This is a genomic window from Thalassospira profundimaris WP0211, assembly GCF_000300275.1.
GTDB lineage: Bacteria > Pseudomonadota > Alphaproteobacteria > Rhodospirillales > Thalassospiraceae > Thalassospira > Thalassospira profundimaris.
Map to the genome: position 1 here is coordinate 284,533 of NZ_AMRN01000001.1, position 21,941 is coordinate 306,473.

16 protein-coding genes are annotated in these 21,941 nt (G+C 55.2%); 6 read left to right on the forward strand and 10 right to left on the reverse strand.

Annotation, left to right across the window (positions count from 1 at the left end):
- The first annotated feature begins 276 nt into the window (after positions 1-276).
- The 3 genes from TH2_RS01175 (at position 277) to TH2_RS01185 (ending at position 5,404) form a co-directional block, all read left to right on the forward strand.
- The gene (locus tag TH2_RS01175) at positions 277-1,515 is read left to right on the forward strand and encodes an ammonium transporter (RefSeq protein ID WP_008888554.1); all 1,239 of its coding nucleotides are present in this window, start codon (positions 277-279) and stop codon (positions 1,513-1,515) included.
- Between the two features lie 200 nt (positions 1,516-1,715).
- The gene (locus TH2_RS01180) at positions 1,716-2,906 is read left to right on the forward strand and encodes an aminotransferase class I/II-fold pyridoxal phosphate-dependent enzyme (protein ID WP_008888555.1); all 1,191 of its coding nucleotides are present in this window, start codon (positions 1,716-1,718) and stop codon (positions 2,904-2,906) included.
- Positions 2,907-2,959: 53 nt separating this feature from the next.
- Entirely contained in the window at positions 2,960-5,404 is a 2,445-nt protein-coding gene (locus TH2_RS01185; protein WP_008888556.1) for a DNA translocase FtsK, read from the forward strand.
- Positions 5,405-5,484: 80 nt separating this feature from the next.
- Here the strand turns inward: TH2_RS01185 and trxA are convergent, their stop codons facing one another.
- From trxA to tsaE, 6 genes are all read right to left on the reverse strand, one after another.
- Positions 5,485-5,805: a thioredoxin TrxA gene (gene trxA, locus TH2_RS01190; protein WP_008888557.1), complete on the reverse strand. Its 321-nt coding sequence runs from the start codon at positions 5,803-5,805 to the stop codon at positions 5,485-5,487.
- A gap of 162 nt (positions 5,806-5,967) precedes the next feature.
- On the reverse strand, positions 5,968-9,432 hold the full coding sequence (gene addA / locus TH2_RS01195) for a double-strand break repair helicase AddA (protein ID WP_008888558.1): 3,465 nt from the start codon (positions 9,430-9,432) through the stop codon (positions 5,968-5,970).
- Positions 9,429-12,590: a double-strand break repair protein AddB gene (addB, locus tag TH2_RS01200; protein WP_008888559.1), complete on the reverse strand. Its 3,162-nt coding sequence runs from the start codon at positions 12,588-12,590 to the stop codon at positions 9,429-9,431. The genes addA and addB overlap by 4 nt, the downstream gene beginning before the upstream one ends.
- Positions 12,590-13,351, reverse strand: coding sequence for a nucleotidyltransferase family protein (locus tag TH2_RS01205; protein ID WP_008888560.1), 762 nt, complete (start codon positions 13,349-13,351; stop codon positions 12,590-12,592). The genes addB and TH2_RS01205 overlap by 1 nt, the downstream gene beginning before the upstream one ends.
- Positions 13,348-14,472 (reverse strand): aminoglycoside phosphotransferase family protein, encoded by a 1,125-nt coding sequence (locus tag TH2_RS01210; RefSeq protein WP_008888561.1) that lies wholly within the window; start codon positions 14,470-14,472, stop codon positions 13,348-13,350. The genes TH2_RS01205 and TH2_RS01210 overlap by 4 nt, the downstream gene beginning before the upstream one ends.
- Positions 14,469-14,945: a tRNA (adenosine(37)-N6)-threonylcarbamoyltransferase complex ATPase subunit type 1 TsaE gene (gene tsaE, locus TH2_RS01215; RefSeq protein ID WP_008888562.1), complete on the reverse strand. Its 477-nt coding sequence runs from the start codon at positions 14,943-14,945 to the stop codon at positions 14,469-14,471. Before tsaE ends, TH2_RS01210 begins: the two co-directional genes overlap by 4 nt.
- A gap of 241 nt (positions 14,946-15,186) precedes the next feature.
- On the opposite strand from tsaE, the gene TH2_RS01220 reads away from it, so the two are divergent.
- The 3 genes from TH2_RS01220 to TH2_RS01230 all read left to right on the forward strand — a co-directional run bounded on the left by TH2_RS01220 (position 15,187) and on the right by TH2_RS01230 (position 17,091).
- Positions 15,187-16,209, forward strand: coding sequence for an NAD(P)/FAD-dependent oxidoreductase (locus TH2_RS01220; RefSeq protein ID WP_008888563.1), 1,023 nt, complete (start codon positions 15,187-15,189; stop codon positions 16,207-16,209).
- 36 nt (positions 16,210-16,245) lie between these two features.
- The gene (locus tag TH2_RS01225) at positions 16,246-16,644 is read left to right on the forward strand and encodes a GFA family protein (protein ID WP_008888564.1); all 399 of its coding nucleotides are present in this window, start codon (positions 16,246-16,248) and stop codon (positions 16,642-16,644) included.
- A 174-nt stretch (positions 16,645-16,818) separates the two neighbouring features.
- On the forward strand, positions 16,819-17,091 hold the full coding sequence (locus tag TH2_RS01230) for a hypothetical protein (RefSeq protein ID WP_008888565.1): 273 nt from the start codon (positions 16,819-16,821) through the stop codon (positions 17,089-17,091).
- 76 nt (positions 17,092-17,167) lie between these two features.
- Here TH2_RS01230 and TH2_RS01235 read toward each other — a convergent pair whose 3' ends face one another.
- The 4 genes from TH2_RS01235 to TH2_RS01250 form a co-directional block, all read right to left on the reverse strand.
- Positions 17,168-17,632 (reverse strand): heme-degrading domain-containing protein, encoded by a 465-nt coding sequence (locus tag TH2_RS01235; protein WP_008888566.1) that lies wholly within the window; start codon positions 17,630-17,632, stop codon positions 17,168-17,170.
- A 22-nt stretch (positions 17,633-17,654) separates the two neighbouring features.
- A complete protein-coding gene (locus TH2_RS01240; RefSeq protein ID WP_008888567.1) occupies positions 17,655-19,526 on the reverse strand; it encodes a P-loop NTPase fold protein in 1,872 nt (623 codons plus the stop codon).
- Between the two features lie 118 nt (positions 19,527-19,644).
- Positions 19,645-21,450 (reverse strand): translation elongation factor 4, encoded by a 1,806-nt coding sequence (gene lepA, locus TH2_RS01245; protein WP_008888568.1) that lies wholly within the window; start codon positions 21,448-21,450, stop codon positions 19,645-19,647.
- The gene (locus TH2_RS01250; RefSeq protein WP_008888569.1) at positions 21,447-21,662 is read right to left on the reverse strand and encodes a hypothetical protein; all 216 of its coding nucleotides are present in this window, start codon (positions 21,660-21,662) and stop codon (positions 21,447-21,449) included. Before TH2_RS01250 ends, lepA begins: the two co-directional genes overlap by 4 nt.
- Positions 21,663-21,941: the final 279 nt, after the last annotated feature.

Sequence of the window (21,941 nt, forward strand, 5' to 3'; positions counted from 1 at the left end):
AGCCCGTCCGGGGAAACCCGGGCGGGCTTTTTTTGTTCCATGCTGCCTTTTTGGGCAGCGTTTTGATCACTTGGAAGGCAAAGACGTTTTTTGTCCCTAAAACCGAATGCCTCACCCCGACAGTCAAATACCGAGCAACAGCCTTGGCCTTTTAGGCTTTGCTGCTTGGTTTTGCGGCATTGGCACGAAAATTGATCTTGGCTGCCCCGAACCAGAGTCCGGCTGCCCCGACAAGACCGGACCGAGAGGAAACGCTATTTGAAAAGGGGACGCCTTATGGGGGCCTTCCAGACTGCCTCGGACGTATTTTTCGTCCTGATGGGCGCTATTATGGTGCTCGCAATGCATGCCGGTTTTGCCTTTCTTGAAGTCGGCACGGTTCGCAAAAAGAACCAGGTTAACGCACTGGTTAAGATCATTGTTGATTTCGCTGTTTCGACCATTGCCTATTTCTTCGTCGGCTACAGCGTCGCTTATGGTGTTGATTTCTTTGCCAATGCTGGCGTTCTGAGCGGTCAGATCAGCCCCGAAAACAGCCCAGCCTTTGCTGATAGCGGCTATGATCTGGTCAAATTCTTCTTCCTTTTGACGTTTGCAGCAGCGATCCCGGCCATTATTTCTGGCGGTATTGCAGAACGCGCGCGTTTCTATCCGCAGTTATTCGCCACCGCCATTCTGGTGGGGGTTTGCTATCCCCTGTTTGAAGGCATGGCCTGGAACAACAACTTTGGTTTCCAGGACATGATCGAAGCCACTTTTGGCGCACCGTTCCATGATTTTGCCGGTTCCATCGTCGTTCATGCCGTTGGCGGATGGATCGCCCTTGGCGCTGTGATCAATCTCGGCGTTCGTCGCGGGCGATACACCAAAACCGGCGGCCTCGTCGGTATTCCGCCGTCAAACATTCCCTTCCTGGCTTTGGGGTCCTGGGTTCTTTGTGTTGGCTGGTTTGGCTTTAACGTCATGTCCGCACAATCAATAAGCGGCATCACCGGACTGGTTGCGGTTAACTCGCTGATGGCGATGGTCGGCGGCATTCTGACGGCATTGATTGCCGGTCGAAATGATCCCGGGTTTGTCCATAACGGCGCACTTGCCGGACTTGTTGCCGTTTGCGCCGGGTCAGATGTCATGCATCCGTTGGGTGCACTTGTGACCGGCGGTCTTGCCGGTGCGCTGTTTGTCTGGGGCTTCAATCAGTGTCAGGCAAAATGGAAAATTGACGATGTTCTCGGCGTTTGGCCGCTGCACGGCATGTGCGGCCTTCTGGGCGGAATTGCCTGTGGCATCTTTGGCCTTGAGGCCCTTGGCGGCATGGGCGGTGTTTCGTTCAGCGCACAGCTGGCAGGATCGCTGATTGGTGTCGTTTTTGCGACCGTGGTCGGCTTTGTTGTCTATGGCGCCCTAAAAGCCACCATTGGCATCCGTCTGTCCGAAGAAGCCGAGTTTGATGGTGCGGATATCTCGATCCACAACATCGGCGCATATCCCGAGGATGATCTCCGCGCGAGCTAGGCTGCGCGACCCGCCACAGAGTTAATACTCTTTAAAGCCCGGAAAGCGCGTCTTTCCGGGCTTTTTGCGTTGGCTTACCCGTGCTCTTAAATGTTTCTTTGCACTTTTGGCATAGGGGTAAAGTCAGGGGATTTTACCCATCTTCCGAATAACGGGACCGCGAACGGCGGACCACAGATCATGCTGGATTGACGACGACCATGTTTAACGCGCGCCTGGATCAATTGCCTGCCTATCCGTTTCCGCGATTGGCAACCCTGCTTGACGGGATCGAACCCGGTCAGCCGCCGCTTGTAATGTCGATCGGCGAGCCACAGCATGAACCGCCCGCCATGATCACCGAGGCAATGGTCAAACATGCCAGCCTTTGGCACAAATACCCGCCAGGTGCCGGCACGCCGGAGCTGCGCGACGCCATCAAAAACTGGCTTGATCGCCGCTATAACCTGCCCAAAGGCATGATCGACCGTGATGATCACGTCCTGCCGGTCGCAGGCACGCGCGAGGCACTTTATCTGATTGCCACCACCGTCATTCCACAGGATCAACCGGGTCCCAAACCAAAGGTCTTGCTGCCCAACCCGTTCTATCAGGTCTATTGCGGGGCGGCGGTGCTGAATGATGCCGAAATGGTGCCGCTGGCGGCGGGGCCGGAAAACGGGTTCCTGCCCGACCTTGATCAGATTGATGCCAAGGATCTTGATGCCTGCGCGCTGTTCTTCCTGTGCTCGCCCGCCAATCCGCAAGGGGCGATTGCATCGCGTGCGTACCTCGAACAGATCATTTCACTGGCCCGTAAGCATGACTTCGTGCTGGCGATGGATGAATGCTATGCCGATATCTATGACAGCACCGCACCGACCGGCGCGCTTGAAATCTGTGCGGCACAGGGTGGAAACATGGACAACATCCTTGTCTTCCACAGTCTTTCGAAACGGTCCAGCGCGCCGGGCCTGCGTTCAGGCTTCGTTGCCGGTGATGCAAAGATCGTCAAACGCTTTACCGCACTGCGCAGCTATTGCTCGGCCACCATTCCGATGCCAGTCATGGCCGCATCCACCGCTCTTTGGAACGATGATGCCCATGCGGAGGCCAACCGGGATATCTATCGCGCCAAAATCGACATCGCCGAGGAAGTCTTTGGCAACCGGTTTGGATTTTATCGCCCGCCCGGCGGATTTTTCCTGTGGCTTGATGTCGGCGATGATGAAGCCGCCACCCGGAAAATCTGGAAAGAATCCGGGGTCAAGGTCATTCCAGGCAGTTACCTGTCATTGACCGATGCAAATGGCAACAATCCGGGCAAACGGTTCATCCGCATTGCCCTTGTGCATGATCTTGAAACCACGCGGGAAGGACTGACCCGCATCGCGAAGGCATTGGAAAGCTAAACCGATACTTCGCCCGACCAGAACAGCAGGACTTAACCAGAACGGATACCCAGATGAGCAGCCAGTCAAACACTCTTGGAACCGCTTTCATGCCCGGCAGTCTCGTGACACTGCTCAAGCGCAGTGGCTTGCGGTTTTGCGGCCTTGGGCTGGTATTGCTGGCCATAGCCCTGTTCATCATGCTGATTGGTTTTCATCCGGGTGACCCATCGTTTAACCACGCAACCGACCGCACGACGGTTTTTAATCCGTTGGGGATCGTCGGGGCTTATGGCGCGGATTTGATGCTGCGTACCCTTGGTCTGGCATCCGCACTGATTACCGTTTTGCTTGTCGCATGGGGCCTGCGCCTGATTGCAGTCAAACCGTTCCGCTGGATGTGGGCACGTTTCCTTGTTTTACCGCTGGCACTGCTTCTTGTCGCGGTTTCGGCAGCCGCCATTCAGCCGGGTATGCATTGGCCGCTGACGGTTGGTCTGGGTGGCTTCGCCGGTGACTTGCTGCTGGGCAAGCTTCAGGCCGGTTTTGCGATGATTGGGGTTCCCGGCGCACGGGCCCTGATCGCATTGGCATCCATGATGCTTGGTCTGGCGCTGATGATCTTTTGCATGGCCTATTCCCTGTCTGAATGGGGACGGCTGGGCACGGCCCTGTCGTTCGCCGGTGGCAAGGTGGTTGCAGGCATTCGTGCCATTATCCCGACCGGGAGTAACGATGAGCCACTTGCCAAGCGTGCCCCGGGTTCGCGTCAGGAACCGTCGATGGACAAAGGGAAGTCCAAGCTTGGCACGGCCATTTCAACCCGTAAGTCCGAACCGGATGTCGACCCGGACGATTATGACGGGTTTGACGACGATGACGATCACGAACCGCCGGTTCATATTGTCGCGGCCCCGGCGGCCAAGCTGCAACCAAGCCAGAAGGCCGCAGCGCAGCGTCAGGCATCGTTTGATCTGGGCTCGGATGAGTATCGTTTCCCGCCGCTTGATCTGCTTGGTGAACCTGATCCGGCCGATGCCAACCAGATCGATCAGGAAGCCTTGGCACAGAATGCCCGTTTGCTTGAAACCGTGCTTCAGGACTTTGGTGTTAAGGGAGAGATCGTGCAGGTTCGGCCCGGCCCGGTCGTCACCCTTTATGAGCTCGAGCCCGCCGCAGGTGTCAAATCATCGCGCGTGATCGGTCTGGCCGATGACATCGCGCGTTCCATGAGTGCGATTGCCGCCCGTGTTGCCGTGGTGCCCGGACGCAACGTCATCGGGATCGAACTGCCAAACTCGCGCCGCGAAACCGTCCATCTGCATGAAATTCTGGCATCGAGTGATTTTGAAAAGAACACCGGCAAGCTCAATATGAGCCTTGGCAAGGATATCGGCGGCACGCCGGTCATTGCCGATCTGTCGAAAATGCCGCACTTGCTGATTGCCGGTACCACCGGTTCGGGTAAATCGGTTGGTGTGAACGCGATGATCTTGTCATTGCTCTATCGCCTAAAGCCTGAAGAATGCCGCTTCATCATGATTGATCCCAAGATGCTGGAACTGTCGATCTATGACGGCATTCCGCATCTTCTGACACCGGTCGTGACCGACCCGCACAAGGCGGTGGTTGCCCTGAAATGGGCCGTGCGCGAGATGGAAGACCGTTATCGCGCCATGAGCCAGGTCGGCGTGCGTAACATTGCGGGCTATAACAAACGCATTAAGGAAGCCGCCGCCAAGGGCGAACAGCTTACCCGACGTGTTCAGACCGGCTTTGATCCGGAAACCGGCAAACCGATCTTTGAAGATCAGGAACTGCCGATGGAGCCGCTGCCATTTATCGTCATCATCGTCGACGAAATGGCCGATTTGATGCTGGTTGCTGGCAAGGATGTGGAAGCCTCGATCCAGCGACTGGCACAGATGGCCCGTGCGGCTGGTCTGCACCTGATCATGGCGACCCAGCGTCCGTCAGTCGACGTGATTACGGGTACGATCAAGGCCAACTTTCCGACGCGTATTTCCTATTCCGTGACCTCGAAAATCGACTCGCGCACCATTCTGGGTGAAATGGGCGCCGAGCAACTTCTGGGTCAGGGGGATATGCTTTACATGGGTCAGGGTGGCCGGTTGCAGCGTGTCCACGGCCCGTTTGTTTCAGACGAAGAAGTCGAAAGCATCGTCAAGCATCTGCGCGATCAGGGCGACCCGGCCTATCTCGAAACCGTTACCGAAGAACCCGAAGAAGACCCGGTTGCAGCCTATATGGCCGGTGGTAATGCCGGGGCTGGTGGCGGCGGATCAGATGATGATCTTTACAATCAGGCAGTTGGTATTGTGCTTCGCGAGAAGAAGGCATCGACCAGCTTCATCCAGCGCAAGCTTTCAATCGGCTACAACCGCGCAGCCCGCATTATCGAGCAGATGGAAGAAAACGGCGTCGTTTCCGCCGCCAACCATGTCGGCAAACGTGAAGTGCTGATGGAAAATATGGACGGTACGCCCTACGAGTACTAGGGCAGTGTGCCGTAAACCGGGCAAAGAAAAAGGCGGGCTGAAATTCAGCCCGCCTTTTTAATTCAATGATCCGATGAAGATCAGATCGACTGGTTGATCCAGTCGACAAGAGCGCTTTTCGGAAGTGCGCCGACTTTCATCGCAGCGACTTCACCACCCTTGAAGATCATCAGGGTCGGGATGCCACGAACACCGTATTTCGCCGGGGTGTTCGGGTTTTCATCGATATTCACCTTGGCGATCTTGAGCTTGCCGCCCAGTTCACCGGCGATTTCATCGAGATATGGGGCAATCTGTTTGCACGGACCGCACCACTCAGCCCAGAAATCGACCAAAACCGGGTCGTTGGAACCCAGAACGTCGGTATCGAACGAACCGTCGGAAACTTTAATCGTGGTCATACTTTCAGATCCTAGTTGTTACGAGGCAAGGCGGGCGAACCCGCAAACCTCGATCCGCTTTATGAGGCCAAGGTAGGCAGCACTGACGCAAACGTCAAGCGCATTGGGCGATCCACGCGAAAGCGATCTTCGTCAAAGCAGGCGTTCTGCAGAGTCGGTTCCCTAACCAAATGTCAGAATGTGATCGGGCAACTCTACCATCCACGGCCCATTGGTCCAGAGAATGAAACACCTGACCTTTTTGCCCGGATACATTTGCGCCAAGGCCGCGCGATAGATCGACATCTGGCGACGATAGGCACGCGGCGTGTCTTCGACATCGCGGGGCGGCGGACGATTGGTTTTGTAATCGACAATCATCACTTCATCGTCACGCACAACAAGCCGGTCAATCTGGGCCGAAACCACATCCCCGCCGACAATGCCGACAAGCGGCACCTCTGCCCGGGATCCGGGCGCAAAGACCGGGGCAAAGGCCGGATTATCGAAAATACCCAGCGTTTCGTTGGCGATTTCGGCCTGCAGGTCGGGATCAAGCGTATGAATCGGTTGGGCGAGGAAACGTTCCGCAGCTTTGCGACGGGCCTGCTCCGGCAGGTCTGGCAACAGTTCCAAAAGCTTATGGATCAGAAGACCACGCTTGAAGCTTTGCCCCTGATCGCCACCCAGCGGCGATTGAACAGCCGGTTCGTCTTCGAGCGGTCGACTGGGCGCCAGTGGCTTGGGCGGGAAGGATTCTTCTGGCGCAACGGCCCGAATTAACTGGCGTTTTACAGATTGTTTTGAATCCGAAATATCATCAGAACGGTCTGGTTTGGGCGCCTGACTTTGATCGGTTTCCCAGACCCAGCCTTCTCCCTCCCATCCCGATCCGGAATAAGTCGAAAGGTCGATTTGGGCCGGTTTAGCGTACCCTTCCATCGCTTGGCTACACAGATTGTACCAGCAATGCTCTGGCGCCTTGCGCCGCCCCTGCCAGCCACAGATGTAAAGCCGGTCTTCGGCCCGTGTCAGGGCGACATACAGCAGGCGATTATATTCCTGATCGCGTTTAAGTGCGATGTCATCGCGCAGGCGCGCAACAAGATCGGTTTCAAGCGCCACACGCGGCAACCAGAACATCAGGTTGCGGTCTTCCTGCCAGAACAGGTTGGGGGCCTGTGTCGGCACCTGCATGGTATCGGGCAGGAACACAATGGGGGCTTGAAGCCCCTTGGCACCATGCACGGTCATGATGCGGACTTCATCGCGCCCGCTTTGTTCAAGGTCACGCTTGATTTCGGCGTCACCTGCCATCAGCCAGTGCAGGAAGCCCTGAAGGGTTGGCGCATGATCAGCCTCATAGCCCATGGCGAGGTTAAGGAATTCGTCAATCGGGTCGTTGGCCTCGATCCCCAGACGACCCACCAGGCGGGCTCGGACACCACGCGCTTCCTCACCGCGACCGCCAAGCAATTCGGCATAAAGTTCAAACGGTCGTTCGTAATCAACCCGGCCCAGCCACTTGAACAGGAAGGCATAGGCGCGCGCAAACGGTGATCCGTCTTCGACCACAGCCGCCTTTTCACGCAACGCATGCCACAGGGTTCTGGAGCGGTTATGGGCAATTTCAAACAACTGATCATCATCAAGGCCGATCAGTGGGCTTTTAAGCACCTCGGCCAGTGTCAGGTCATCTTCGGGCATCAACAGGAACCGCCCGAAAGCCACCAGATCCATCACCGCAAGCTGATCGGTGATCTGCATGCGGTCGACCCCGGCGACGGGAACATTCCGTTCCTTAAGTGCCTTGACGACCTCATCGACAAAGGCGGTACGCCGCCGCACAAGGATCATGAAATCACCTGCACGCACCGGACGGCCACGCGATGTCAGGATTTCCTTTTCATCAATCGCATGGCGGATGCGCCCGGCAATGACGCGGGCAAGGCGGATTTCCGGATCTTCAAGGCGGACAATGCGGGTCGGCGGTGTCCATGGGTCTTCGGGTGCGCGCTCTTCGGGTTCAACCGCTGGCCACAGTTCAATCCGCCCGGCCTGCCCGACCCGAAACGGGCTGTGAAGCACATCAGCGCCATCATCACCGACGCCCTGCCGTGCCACCGGACCGGCAAAGACACGATCCACGGTGCCCAGAACGGCATCGGTGGATCGGAACGAGATGTTCATCGGTACTTCGCGCCAATCAGCAGCAATTTCACGCGCCCGTTCGCGGAAGTAGCGGCGCATTTCAGCAAACTTTTCCGGATCTGCGCGTTGGAAGCTATAGATCGATTGTTTGGCATCACCGACGGCAAAGATGGTGCGGGGCTTATCGGCATGGCGCCCGGCGTCGATAAAGAATTCCTCGGCCAGAATACGCACCACTTCCCACTGTTCGGGGTTGGTATCCTGCGCCTCGTCAATCAGAACGTGATCAAGGCCTTCGTCCAGTTTGAACAACACCCATCCGGCAATCCCGGCCTGGCGTTGCAAAAGCTGCAAACTGGTCAGGATCAGGTCATCATAATCAAGGCGGGCATGCAGGGCCTTTTTGGTGGCATAGCGATCAAGCATCGCATTGCCGATGGTAATCAGGGCCGAAGTCGCACCGGCCATGGCAGCGGCCTTACGTTGGCGATCGACCTCGACCAGACGCGCGCATTCCTGTTCAAGCGCATCGGCCCCCATCGGATGATTTTCAGCCGCCACCTTGGTGATCAGTTTGGCGCGCGGTTCACCCGCCGTGGTGAAGAAGACGCTGCGATACTCATTAAACACCGCAAGGCGGTCTTCGACAGTTGTCTTTTCAAGGAATTGCGCCAATGCCGGCACGCGTGCGGTATCGGTTTTGGTTCCGGCCTCAAGTGCTGCCAGCCCCCGCATCAAGCCATCGCGGTCAAAGGCATCATCGGAAAGGGCCTTGGTCAGGATGGTTTCATCATCCAACCCAACCGGCACCCCAAGCGCCTTATAAACCGCATCACGCATGCGATTGGCCCCGCCCAGATTGGCCAGCATGCGTTTCAGCCGACCACGTTCCCGGGCCAGTTCGCTCATGACCTCGCCAAAGGCTCCTTCACGGACTTGTCCGGTGACGACCGACAGGGCATGGGCCAGATCATCATCGCGACCGGTGCGAGCGAATGCCAGGACCTCTTCCTGCACATCGGCCATGGTTTCGGCGGCTGTGCGATCGTCCATGATTTCAAAATGCGGCGCCAGACCGGCTTCCAGTGGAAACCGTCTCAAAAGCGACTGACAGAAGGCATGAATGGTCTGGATCTTCATACCGCCCGGCGCATCCAGCACACGGGCAAAAAGCTGACGCGCGCGGATGGTTTCATCGGCACTCGGTGCTGCACCGGCAAGATTGGCAAGATCGGCCTGAAGGTCACGATCCTCCATGGTTGCCCAAAGACCCAATCGTTCATTCACACGGTTGGCCATCTCGGCCGCCGCGGCCTTGGTGAAGGTCAGACAAAGGATACGATGTGGCTCGGTGCCCGAAAGCATCAGGCGCAAGACGCGATCTGACAGGACCTTGGTCTTGCCCGCCCCGGCTGAGGCCGACACCCAGACCGATGCCGTCGGATCAGACGCATTGCGTTGCAGGACGTTGGGATCAGTTCCGCGCATTTCGGTCATGATTGATCCCCTTCGCCAACATCCTGTTTTTCTTCGATGTTAGCGCTATCATCCACATCCTCGCTGCCCATCCATTCACGCAAACGGGCGAGATGGACATAGTCGGAATATTTCGGCGCGTGATCGGGATGCGGAACACTGAGATAGGGCGTATCGGGATCGGCAAAGGCCGCCGCCAGGCCATTCACACCATCCACCGCCGCGTGGGCAAGCTCTGCTGGCGTGGTTTTCATGCGGCCTGTGTTGATTTCAACGATCTCGCCTGCCGGGTCCCCGCCCGAGAGTTTCCAGAACGCCATGCTGGCGGGTGGTCCCGCCGGTACATCGCCAAAACCGCCCTTTTCGGCAATCGCAGCCTCGAGCGGTAATTGCGGGGCAAACCCGTTGGCAACGTCGCCCTGACTGGGTGGTGCGCCGGTTTTATAATCAATGATCGCAATCCCGCCATCGCGCAGCTGATCAATGCGGTCAGCACGGGCATAGACCTGAAAACCGCTGCTGGTATCAAGGGTTCCGGATTGTTCGGTATAGGATTTACGCACGGCATCGCGCCGGGCGGCTTCGGTCTGGATGAACCATTTGGCGATGCGCTCGAACCGCGGCCACCAGAAGGCCCAAAGACCGGGGCGTGCCGCAAGCGGTTTGAACACTTCGCGACCAATGATCAGCAATTCATGTTCACCATCCGGTGGCAAATATTCGGGATGGCGGGCGATGAACTGATCAAGGGCGTCGTGAATCAGGTTGCCGTAATCGGCGGCACCGGGATCTTCGTCGATACCATCGAGCTTGCGCAGGCCAAGGATGTGACGGGCATAGATAGCGTAAGGATCACGCATCCACGTTTCGATCTGGGTAACCGACAGGCGATCCGGGCGGGCGGATACGGGTGGCTTGGGTGCGGGGCGACCGATTTTAACCCGCATGTCCGGCGCGGGTTCATCAATCAGATCGGCCAATGCACGCCATTCCGCAGCATCAGGCTTCTCCATCGAAACGCCCGATTTACGCAGAATGTTTTCAATCCGCAACAACCAGCGTGACGGCACGGTCGGCGTGCCTTCGATACGCAGCGCACGGGTCATCACCACATCGGGCGAACAAAACAGTTGCTGGAAATCATGGGCCGATTGCCCAACCCGGTGTTCGGGGGCGGGCAAACCGAAATTACGCCGCATCGGGCGGCTCATCCACGGATCGGCACCGGCTTCGGGCGGCCAGACGCCTTCATTAAGCCCGCCCAAGATGGTCAGGTCGGCCTGCTGCATCTGGGCTTCGACCGTGCCCCAGATAAACAGGCGCGGATGTTTGCCATAGCGCGGACGCACCGCGCGATCCGCCATCAGGGCATCAAGAAACGCGCTATACCGATTGCCCGGCATCGGCGCGAAATCCGTCAGCGCATTAAGCAATTCATGAACGAAATCCGCCAATGCCTCGCCCGCTTCGCCGCGCCACAGGCGATCAGCGCCGGTTTGGGTGTCGCTGGCCGCCAGTGCCTCAGCCGCCGTAACATGACTGCGCAGAAGATGCACTGGCGCGTGCGTTTTATCTCCGGTCAGATCATCAATCGGATCAAGGCAGGCTTTGATCCGTTCCACCAAATCACTAAGGCGCGCATGATCATCGCGGATGCGCTCAATCCGGCCAATGGCGCTGTCTGACCCGGATGTGCTGAGGCGGGTAACCGTATCCTCGCACCAGCCATCAAGAGCCGTTTGCAACCCATCCAGCCCCGGACCCGGTCGCGCACCGCGCAGGACTTCCTTTTCAAGCAAACGGGTCAGAACCCGGAAATTCTCCGGTGACAGACCCGCCGCCGACAGCGGATGTTTCAGAAGTTCCAGCAATGGAACAGGGGCAAATTCCTCCTGCACGGCACGCACCACAAGGCGCAGATAGATTGCCGGTGCCGTGTCATGCAGCGGGATACCGGCCGAGTCATCAATTTCGACCTCCCACCGGCGCAGTTCGGTGGCGACACGCCGGGCAAGGCCACGATCCGGGGTGACCAGCGCGCAGGTCTTTTCAGGATGCTCCAAAGCCTCGCGCATCATAAGGGCAATCGTGGTTGCCTCTTCACGCGCACCCGAACAATCGACGCGCAGTACCCCGTCCATTACATCCGGCGTAAATCCGGTGATGTGACGCCAGTGATGGGTGGTCTTGGCCGGTCGCAATGCCTCGCGGGCCAGACGGCGGCGCTCAATCGTGGCATCGCTTTCGGGCTCAATGGCCGGCCAAGGCAGGACACTGTCAGCATGGCGACCAATATGGCCCAATGTCTTGCCCAAAAGGTGTTGCGGATGGGCGGCATCATCGGCAATCGCCGCCCAGTCTTCGTGACCAAGTCCCGTCATCAGACCGGGCAGGACCACCCGACCCTGCGGCATTCTAAGCACCGCCGCCATCAAATCGCGAAGCGCTGGAAACGGCCCGGTTGAGCCGACAATAAGAACCGGCGTTTCGGGCGGGTTTTCTTCCCAGAGATCAATCTGTGCGGCAATCAGGGCATTGCGCCGCATGGCCCGGTCACTGACATCCTGAGAAGCCAGAATGCCCGGCCAGTGGATGGTCAGGATTTGGAGGAATTCAAGGGTGAGCTGCCAGTGTTCGGCAAATTCTTCGGGCACCAGCCCCTTAAGATCGTCAAAGGCGCAGTTTTCCGTTTGCACCTGATCGAGAAAGCGTGCGAGTTCGCCGGCAAGACGGGCGGCCTGATCGGCGGTTGGCTTTTCACCGCGATGATCGGGGCGCCCCATGATCAGCTGGGTGAGCAGCAATTTACGTTGCAGATCGGGGATGGCGGGCGGCAGATCAAGGGCCGCCTGTTCACCACCCGCACCATAAATCGCCAATTCATCCTCATCCGCCTCGCCCAGCGGACGAATGGTCGGAAGCAACGTAACCGCACCTTGCGACTGCCGCAAAAATGCATCACGCATCACCTTGGCAGATCTGCGGTTGGGCACCATCAGGACATAGTCCGGCAGACGATCTGGCTGATCGGCGGTTTCCGCCATCAGTTGTTTGGCGATCAGATCGGCAAAGGCAACGCCGGGCGGAATGAAAAACAGGTTTGAGGGCGGCGTTACCTCCCCCGCGAAGGAAGCTTCGTCATAGTCGGGCGCGTCCATGTAATCAAACAGGTCGGCCATCAAACTCCCCCGGATGCGGCTTTCTTGGCGCGCTCAATTTCAAGCGCCTTGGCGATGACAGATTCGGACTCCTTGAGCGCCTCTGGCGTGCCGATATGGAAATATCCGCCATCATGTACCAGACCATAACACCGACCAGCGGCAAGCGCCTTGTCATAAACGACATTCAGCGACCAGGCGCCATCGGGCGTGTCTTCAAACAGGTGCGGTGCCAAAATTTGCACCCCGGTAAAGAAATAGGGCGCCTCGGGCGCTTCACCGCGTCGCTTCAAACGCCCATCCACTTGCCAGAAGAAATCCCCTGCCCCATCATAACCATAGCCGTTTGAGACTGGATAAAGAGCCAGAAGCGCGTCCATATGATCGGGGTCAAAAGCATTGATCAGGCGATCAAACAGCGGCTCCGCGCCCTCGGTCCAGAAAACATCGGCATTGGCAATCAGGACCGCATCCTCATTGAGTTTCGAAAGGGCATTTTTCACCCCGCCGCCGGTTTCAAGCAAGTCTTCCTCCGGCGAGGTGATGATGGTGGGTGCAGTTCTGGTGGCGACATGATCAATGATCTGTTGCCCGAGATAATGCGAATTGACCACCGCCTGCGTGACACCGGCGTTTGCCAGTTTATCAAGCACATGATCAAGCATCGGTTGGCCCGCGACCGATATCAGCGGTTTTGGCGTGGTATCGGTGATCGGGCGCATGCGTTTGCCAAGGCCAGCCGCCAGAACCATGGCCTGTGCCTTTGCGTTTGGTGCGCTCATGATTGTGCCTCTTTGCCTGACAGGTTCTGGGTTTTGGCGATTGCCGGTGCGCTGCGCGCATCGGCCGGGATATGGGCGTCCACCCATTCCTGAAGGGCAGGCAAGTTATCAGCCGCCCCGCGCAGGATCATGTCCCAGCAGCGCGGAATAAAGTCGAAATAACGGGTCTTTCCGGCCTTGATCGCAAGCCAGCCAAACCGGCCCAAGATACGGAAATTGCGTACCATCGAGGTTGCAATATAGGCCGTTTCGAAATCAGAACAATCAATGTCAGGGAACGCAGCGAGATAGAATTCCTTCATTCGTGCTTCAAGGTCCGGGCCGATATCATGGCGCACATCGCGCAGTAGCGACGCCAGATCATAGGGCCGTGGTGCGATTGCCGCGTCCTGAAAATCAATGATGCCGCAATCATCGCCACCATCGCCATTTTCGACCAGCATCAGGTTATCGACATGATAATCGCGGTGAATGATCACCTCACCGACCTGCCAACACAGTGGCAGCACGGTTTCAAGAAGCTGATCAAAAGCGGTGCTTGCCGCATCACGCTTGGCTGCGTCCGGGATGATCAACGGTAAGTAGTCGGCCTTGAAGCTTGCCAGCATCCGGCGCAGGTTTTCCGGGCCATAGCGCACCAACCCGCAATCGTTCATCCCGCCCCCGTCGCAGAAGCGATGCAAGGTGATCAGCTGTTCGATGGCACGCAGATAAAGGGCATCCTGCGTTGTGCCATCAAGCATCGCACTGCCCATGAGCGCCTCGGTAAAGGTGATGTCACCAAAATCCTCGATCAGGACCAAGCCGCGCTTTTCATCTGCATGATAGATTTCCGGTACCCGCCAGCCGGCCTGTTGGAACAGGTTTGTGGTATGCAATACCGGTGAAACAGAGGCCGGGCGTTCTGGGGTGTCATGAATGCCGTGCGGATCGACATGGATCGCGGTCGGCGGAAAATCCATCAGAAGGGCGGTGTCATGGCGCCGTTCAAGGCGGAAATATTTCCGCGCCGAGGCATCATCAACCAACGGCATGACCTGCGCGGTCTGCCAGCCACAGGTGACCAGAAAATCCTGGCGTTCGGCGTTGCGGCGTTCCTGATCGGGGCTTGCGCGGTTCATGACGGATCCACCACCAGATCATTGATGCGTACATCCCAGTCATCACCATGCGGCTCAAGCTTGAACACACGGCCATCAGGGGTTGGTCCGGGTTCGATATGAATATCAAGACGATTTTCCGGAGTCAGATATTCCAACCGATCCGGCCATTCGATCAGGCTGACAGCATCGGAAAAGGCATCCTCGATATCAAGTTCGTGGACTTCTTCGGGATCAGACAAGCGGTACAGGTCAAAATGCCAGACTGGCACGCGATCAAGCTCATAGATTTGAACCAGCGTGAAGGTCGGACTGGGGACTTCTTCGTTCGGATTATCGGCAACCGCCCGAATGAAGGCACGGCAAAACGCACTTTTGCCCATGCCGAGTGTCCCATGCATCAAAATCACGTCCCCTGCCCTGGCAACAGCGGCAAGTTTGGCGGCAAGGGCTTCGGTCCCGTTTTGATCGCTGACAGTGACTGTCTTGCTCATGATGTCCGTCTTTTGAATGGCTCTTGCCTTCTGTTTTAGGGGGTTGATGCGGCACTTCGCAATGATTTTGCGAAGCCGATTGAGGCGTGTGGTTCAAATCACGGCGCAAACCCGGAAAAAGGCCGGTTTACATTGCGATATCGTGTTCCAGATGCTATCTCGCTGCATAAGAAATCCCGCACACCGCCGGGCTTGGGGGCAGCCCCCTACCCAAATTTGATTTTATTTGGATGGAAGAAGTATGTCAGACGCATCGCATAGCACAGATATTGCCATTATTGGCGCAGGCCCGGTCGGGCTTTTTGCGGTTTTCGAAGCCGGTATGCTGGGGCTTAAATCCCATGTGATCGACGCGCTTGATATGGTCGGCGGCCAGTGCAGCGCATTGTATCCGGAAAAGCCGATTTTCGACATTCCGGCCCACCCGCAGATTGCCGGTCAGGACCTTATTCACGAACTGGCCAAACAGGCCGATCCGTTCGAGCCGACCTATCATCTGGGTCAGCAGGTCACCAAGCTTGAAAAACGCGATGATGGCCGTTTCACGCTGGTCACCACCAAGGGCACAGTCATTGATGCCGGTGCGGTTGTGATTGCGGCGGGTTGTGGTGCCTTTGGCCCGAACAAACCACCGATGGACGGCCTAGAAGAGTATGAAGGATCGGGTGGCGTTCAGTATTACGTCAAACGTCGTGCCGACTTTGCTGGCAAGAACGTCGTGATTGCCGGTGGCGGTGACTCGGCTGTCGACTGGGCCCTCTCGCTGCATGATATTGCCGCCAAGGTGATGGTGGTTCATCGCCGCCCGAAATTCCGCGCGGCCCCGGACAGCAGTGCAAAACTGCAGGCACTGGCAGAGGCGGGCAAGATCGAGATGGTCATCCCCTATCAGCTTAAGGGGCTTAAGGGTGAAAACGGCATTCTGTCACACGTGGTTGTCGCGACGCTAAAAGGCGAGGAGCGCGAGCTTGAAGCCGATCACCTTCTGCCGTTCTTTGGCCTTGCCATGGAACTCGGTCCGATTGCCGATTGGGGCCTTAATCTTGAGAAGAACCATATCGGCGTAAAACAGGCGACGATGGAAACATCCGTCCCGGGCATCTTTGCCATTGGCGATATCGCGACCTATGAGCACAAGCTGAAACTGATCCTGTCGGGCTTTGCCGAAGGTGCGAGTGCGATCCACGCCGCACGCGCCTATATGTTCCCGGACAAGGAATTCCATTTCGAATATTCGACCACGACGGGTGTTCCGAACGAATAACCCGACATTTGGTCAAAGTTTTCAAGGAAGCGCACCATGACCACAAAACATCCCGAACATCCTGGGGGTTGTCTTTGTGGCGCGGTGCGCTTTGTTGCATCCGGGGAACCGATTGGCAGCAATCACTGCCATTGCGGCATGTGCCGCAAGGATAGCGGTTCGGGTGTTTCGACCTTTGTCGCGTTCCCGACCAATGCCGTCACATGGGATGGCAAGCCGCGCGAATATGAAAGTTCGCCCGGAAAATATCGCGGATTTTGCCCAAAATGCGGATCAAGCATCACCTGGCGCAAGGGCGATGATGACAGCTTCATCGATTTCCGATTGGGCACCTTTGATGACCCAAGCCGGTTCAAGACCAAAAAGCATCTTTGGATGCGCACGGCACTGCCGAGCTTTGCCGGAATTGACCCGGAGATCGAGCATTTCGATTAAGCGCGACGATTCCTGGGCCATTTAAAGTACTGAAGCTTGTTCCTGCCAAACTGGTGACATCATCACAGGTACCGGACAAAAGAAACTTGTCTCTGGCCCTCGGGGCTCAATCATGACAGGCTACAAAATTCTACCAAGAGTAGAATTCGCACATATCACCATTAGGGGAACGAAATGAGCGACCAGAATCAGGGCGACCAACCGAACAGCCGCCGAAAAATGAATATGCGCAAACTGATGCTGTTTGGTTCAGGTACGCTTCTGCTTGGCACCTTACTGATGATGGTGACATTCCAAACCACCTTTCAGATGATGATGCATGGACGTTCTGCAGGCAGCTTCATCATTGTCATTGGTACAGCGGTTGCGATCGGCCTTTTGGTCGCTGGTTCGACCATCATATCGAAATGGGTGTCCCGCAAGGTTGAGGCTATTCTCGAGGAGTAAGCTTGGCCTCTTGCGCGGCTTCGCCGTTCGACGTCAAGTATCTCTCAAATATAGCGTCTAGAGGCTCGGCTGTGTCTTAGAGCTTCACCGACACGCCAAGGTGCTCGGCCAAAACGCTCACGATCATGCCGTGATCTTCGTGCGATGCGAGGCCGGATACTGTAATCGCGCCAATCACGCCCACACCGGCAACACGGATCGGGAAGCTGCCGCCGTGATCGGCATAGTCGGCAAAATCGATCCCATGATCGGCAAGGGTTTTGCCCTTGGCTTTTAGTTCCGCCCCAAAGCGCATTGAGCTTTGATGTTCACGTAGCACCAGATTGCTTTTGCGACGCGCCCAAGCATCGTTGGCCGGCTTGGCACCGGCAAGGGATACGTGAAACAGGGTGCGGTCCGGAGTCCGAATATTGATGGCAACCGGGGCGTTTTTGGCCTGCGCGACGCCAACCAGTTTGGAGCCGATTGACCAGGCGGTGTCTTCATCAAAGTGGTCAAACACCAGAACGTCTTCCTGGGTGGCAAGCTGTTTTGAATTCATAATTCTTCTTTTGACCTTCAGTTCAGGTTTCGTCGTGAAGTGCAAGGAATGATAAACCGAGGCATTTAGATATAGTCGCAAAAAGGGAGATAATCTGACGCTTCAGCATATTCTGATGAGGAGGTTTTGCAGCATCTGCAATTAGCAAAAGCTCGTCCAAGAAACACAGTAGCCATTCCCTCTCGTCATGCAGGCTACAAGTGTCATGCCCTTGCGCATTCTGGTATCGCTTGGACAAACTTGCGAGGAGTCTCCTGTCAGCTTTTTCATTCTCAACAATTGAATGCGCAAAAACCTTCGGATCAATGAACTGCAAGAATGCTATGTTCCCGTATTTTTTGTTAGCGAAATCGCATTCGTGCAAAACTTCATATTTGTCTTCGTTTCTGAGAAGTTCATCAACGTAGGATTGTGCAAACTCACTCATACGTTGCCGCAGCGCATCAGAGTTAGCTGATCTAACAAGAGTATAGATGGCTTTGAACGAATCGCTTTCTGCGCGTCTGAACCCCAAACCCGCGAAACCGGTACCACCCCCGATTCCGAAGGTCTCATCGCAGTACTGAAACTCTCCATCTTCCAATAGTTTGCGCACGTGATTTTCAAAGAACTTTACTACGCTCTGATAGGGACTTGTAACATTCCCTCCCATCTCTTCGATCTCAATGATGGACCCTGCAGCTAACAACAATGGTCCTGGGAACCTGATGTCCTTATTGATGAAACTACTTAGGGTTTCTTGCACTAGTTCTTCGTACTCTTTCCTGTCTAAGTTATAGAAGCTCCATAGCCTACGCCATATAGGCACGGCCTTTTTCTCAACGACACTAGGGTGGACCAAAAGATGACTATTTAATTTCTCATAATCAAATTGCCCTCTTACAAGTATATCTGCAATTATTGCATACGGTAATATTGGATTTCTAAAATCAAAATTTTCATGTTTATCAAATAATTTTTCTATCCCAGTCTTCTCCTTACCCTCACCATTTTGCTCCATAAACCGATAGGAGTGAAAGTAAAACCCGCGATCCATTTCGAGTATATCTTCTTTAGTTATATTATTTGCCCTGTACTCCAAACCAACTGCGATCATATAGAGTAGAATTTCTCTTAATGCGTTTTTGGAGCGAAGAACCTTTTTATCAAGCAACGATGTAACTCGCTCAAAATCCATCAAGATTGAGCGTAAACTTCTAAAATTCAATATCTCCGATTTTTGCAGACAACTCGAAATACCATCGCAGTTATCTAAATAGAAATCCGTCATCTCATTCCTTGGAATAGATTCAATTATTGAGACAACCAAATTGCTAATGTCAGGTTCAAACTGGATCGTTTTACCTACAACTTTTTCTTTTATTTCAAGGTAATTAGATGATTTTTTCGACAGCTTTTTTTCTTCCGCCAGCAAAATAACCTTGAGCTTCTCGTGTTCAATGTAATGATTGATGTAGCCCATCATTTCTTCCGCCGATAACTCACACCGTTCAAGGTCATCAAATACAAGAATTTGATTTTTGGTACGCGACAACAACTCTTTGGATATTTTACTTAAACCACCTCCAAACAGAGAAACCCCGGAGTAACCCTGCAGAACACTTGAGCCTGCAGCTCCTATCAATCTGGCCGCAGTAGAACTCAATAAAGGGTTCAGTTGAGCGAAGAACTGATCGCTAATTGCGGAAACGTTTGAAACACCATTCAGACTTGCATAAAGATATGACTGTCCCTCTAGGGGATCGTTTTTACGTGCTGCGCTATCTCGTCCATCAAGATAACTCTTGATGAAATGGGTTTTGCCGGAACCCCACTCCCCCATAATCAACACAGCGGACCTCTCATCAGATGACAAATAATGATCCAAATAGCTGCTGAGATGATTATTAGACACTGTTGTCTCCTGAGAACTCGACAAACCCAAGCTCCAACCCTACTACACACACGATCAAATAAAAAAGGCTGCATCCCGATCAGGAATACAGCCTTTGTTTCGAAATCGTAATTTCGGCTTACTTGTCGTCGCCCATCTTGAGCGCGTTGATAAAGGCCGATTGCGGAATTTCGACCTTGCCGAACTGACGCATCTTTTTCTTACCGGCCTTCTGTTTTTCAAGAAGCTTACGTTTACGCGAAACGTCACCGCCGTAACATTTTGCCGTCACGTCTTTGCGCAGGGCTGATACGGTTTCACGGGCAATCACCTTGCCACCAATGGCGGCCTGAATGGCGATGCGGAACATCTGGCGCGGGATCAGGTCCTTGAGACGCTTACAAATCTCACGACCACGGTATTCAGCCGCCGAACGGTGCACCATCAGGGCCAGTGCATCGACCGGTTCTTCGTTCACAAGGATGGAGACCTTTACCAGATCGCTTTCGTCGTAACCGGCAATTTCGTAATCGAAGCTGGCATAGCCGCGCGAGATCGATTTCAGACGGTCATAGAAATCAAACACCACTTCGTTAAGCGGCAGTTTATAAACCGCCATTGCCCGGTTGCCGACATAGGTCAGATCAAGCTGAACACCACGGCGTTCGGTGCAAAGGGTCAGGATGCCGCCAAGATATTCGTCCGGCACCATGATCGATGCCTTGATCCATGGTTCTTCAATGGCCTTGATCTTGGTAACGTCCGGGAAATCAGCCGGGTTATGCAGCAAGATTTCTTCGCCCTTGCTCAGCGTGATCTTGTAGGACACCGATGGTGCGGTGGTGATCAGATCAAGCTCGAACTCGCGCTCCAGACGTTCCTGAATGATTTCCAGATGCAAAAGACCCAGGAAGCCACAACGGAAACCAAGACCAAGTGCGGTCGAGTTTTCCGGCTCGAACTGGAAGGACGCGTCATTGAGATGCAGCTTTTCAAGCGCATCGCGCAGCACTTCATATTCGCTGGTATCCACCGGGAAAATGCCACAGAACACAACCGGGATGGACGGTTTGAAACCGGCCAGCGGCTTGGCGCAGGGACGTTTTTCTTCGGTAATCGTGTCGCCGACTTCACATTCGGCCACGGTTTTCATACCGCAGTTGATAAAGCCGATTTCACCCGGCCCCATTTCATCAATCGCAAGCGGCTTTGGCGTGAACACACCAACTCGTTCGATCTGATGGGTGACCTTGGCGTTCATGAAGCGGACTTTCTGACCCTTTTTCAGGGTGCCTTCCTTCACGCGCACCAGAATCATCACACCGAGATAGGTGTCATACCAGCTATCAACCAGAAGAACTTCAAGCGGTGCGTTCGCATCGCCGGTCGGCGCCGGAAGACGGTGCACCAGTGCTTCAAGCACATCAGGCACGCCCAGGCCGGTTTTGGCCGAGATCATCACAGCGTCAGAGGCATCGATGCCGATCACTTCTTCGATCTGTTCCTTGACCTGATCGGGTTCGGCTGCCGGAAGGTCGACCTTGTTCAGGACCGGTACGATTTCGTGATTGTTTTCAATCGCCTGATAGACGTTGGCAAGGGTTTGGGCTTCCACACCCTGTGCTGCATCAACTACCAGAAGCGATCCTTCGCAGGCCGCGAGCGAGCGTGACACTTCATAGGCAAAGTCAACGTGGCCCGGCGTATCCATCAGGTTGAGCGTATATTCCTGCCCATTCTTGGCGGTGTATTTCAGTCGCACGGCCTGGGATTTGATGGTGATGCCACGTTCACGTTCGATATCCATCGAATCGAGAACCTGATCGGCCATTTCACGTTCGGTCAGGCCACCGGTCAACTGGATCAGGCGGTCGGCCAGGGTGGATTTACCGTGGTCGATATGGGCGATGATCGAAAAGTTACGAATGTTCTTAAGGTCAGTCATTTTTGGCTGCTTCTGGCACTAAAATTGGCTGGCATTTCGCCGCGTGGCACATTGTTTCGAAACGGTGTGATCACCAGATACCCGGTTGATACATAACGCGCAAATCGCATTCTTTCCAATATCCCCTGCCCCGTCAGCCAGCCAATTTCGGCAGCGACATCAGGCCTTATCGCATCACGGATGCGAAGGGGCATGATCGGAAAAACCTGCATTGCGTGATCATTGCATCGTTCGGGAAATCGGTTCTGATATATCCCGGATCAATCACCAGCGGGTTTATAGGGGTTTTTGCACGGAATTAGAAGCGTTGTGTTATGTTCACGGCGTCTGCGAATAACCTGCAGTCTGGCACGGCCATCACTTGTCGGAACGTGATTACGTTAAGGGTCCTGGTCACGAGATGTCAGGTGCATCACAAAACAAGCCTTTAACGCTTACATTCATTTGTTTGCATCCTTTTCAACCGCGCGAAAAGGTCTTAAATTTCAAGG

Bases quoted from the DNA above. Each gene is read 5' to 3' on its own strand.
- TH2_RS01235 (WP_008888566.1), bottom strand. From the start codon at position 17,632: ATGAATTCAAAACAGCTTGCCACCCAGGAAGACGTTCTGGTGTTTGAC.
- TH2_RS01185 (WP_008888556.1), top strand. From the start codon at position 2,960: ATGAGCAGCCAGTCAAACACTCTTGGAACCGCTTTCATGCCCGGCAGT.
- addA (WP_008888558.1), bottom strand. From the start codon at position 9,432: ATGACCGAAATGCGCGGAACTGATCCCAACGTCCTGCAACGCAATGCG.
- lepA (WP_008888568.1), bottom strand. From the start codon at position 21,450: ATGACTGACCTTAAGAACATTCGTAACTTTTCGATCATCGCCCATATC.
- tsaE (WP_008888562.1), bottom strand. From the start codon at position 14,945: ATGAGCAAGACAGTCACTGTCAGCGATCAAAACGGGACCGAAGCCCTT.
- trxA (WP_008888557.1), bottom strand. From the start codon at position 5,805: ATGACCACGATTAAAGTTTCCGACGGTTCGTTCGATACCGACGTTCTG.
- TH2_RS01250 (WP_008888569.1), bottom strand. From the start codon at position 21,662: ATGCAGGTTTTTCCGATCATGCCCCTTCGCATCCGTGATGCGATAAGG.
- TH2_RS01220 (WP_008888563.1), top strand. From the start codon at position 15,187: ATGTCAGACGCATCGCATAGCACAGATATTGCCATTATTGGCGCAGGC.
- TH2_RS01210 (WP_008888561.1), bottom strand. From the start codon at position 14,472: ATGAACCGCGCAAGCCCCGATCAGGAACGCCGCAACGCCGAACGCCAG.
- TH2_RS01175 (WP_008888554.1), top strand. From the start codon at position 277: ATGGGGGCCTTCCAGACTGCCTCGGACGTATTTTTCGTCCTGATGGGC.
- addB (WP_008888559.1), bottom strand. From the start codon at position 12,590: ATGGCCGACCTGTTTGATTACATGGACGCGCCCGACTATGACGAAGCT.
- TH2_RS01225 (WP_008888564.1), top strand. From the start codon at position 16,246: ATGACCACAAAACATCCCGAACATCCTGGGGGTTGTCTTTGTGGCGCG.
- TH2_RS01205 (WP_008888560.1), bottom strand. From the start codon at position 13,351: ATGAGCGCACCAAACGCAAAGGCACAGGCCATGGTTCTGGCGGCTGGC.
- TH2_RS01230 (WP_008888565.1), top strand. From the start codon at position 16,819: ATGAGCGACCAGAATCAGGGCGACCAACCGAACAGCCGCCGAAAAATG.
- TH2_RS01180 (WP_008888555.1), top strand. From the start codon at position 1,716: ATGTTTAACGCGCGCCTGGATCAATTGCCTGCCTATCCGTTTCCGCGA.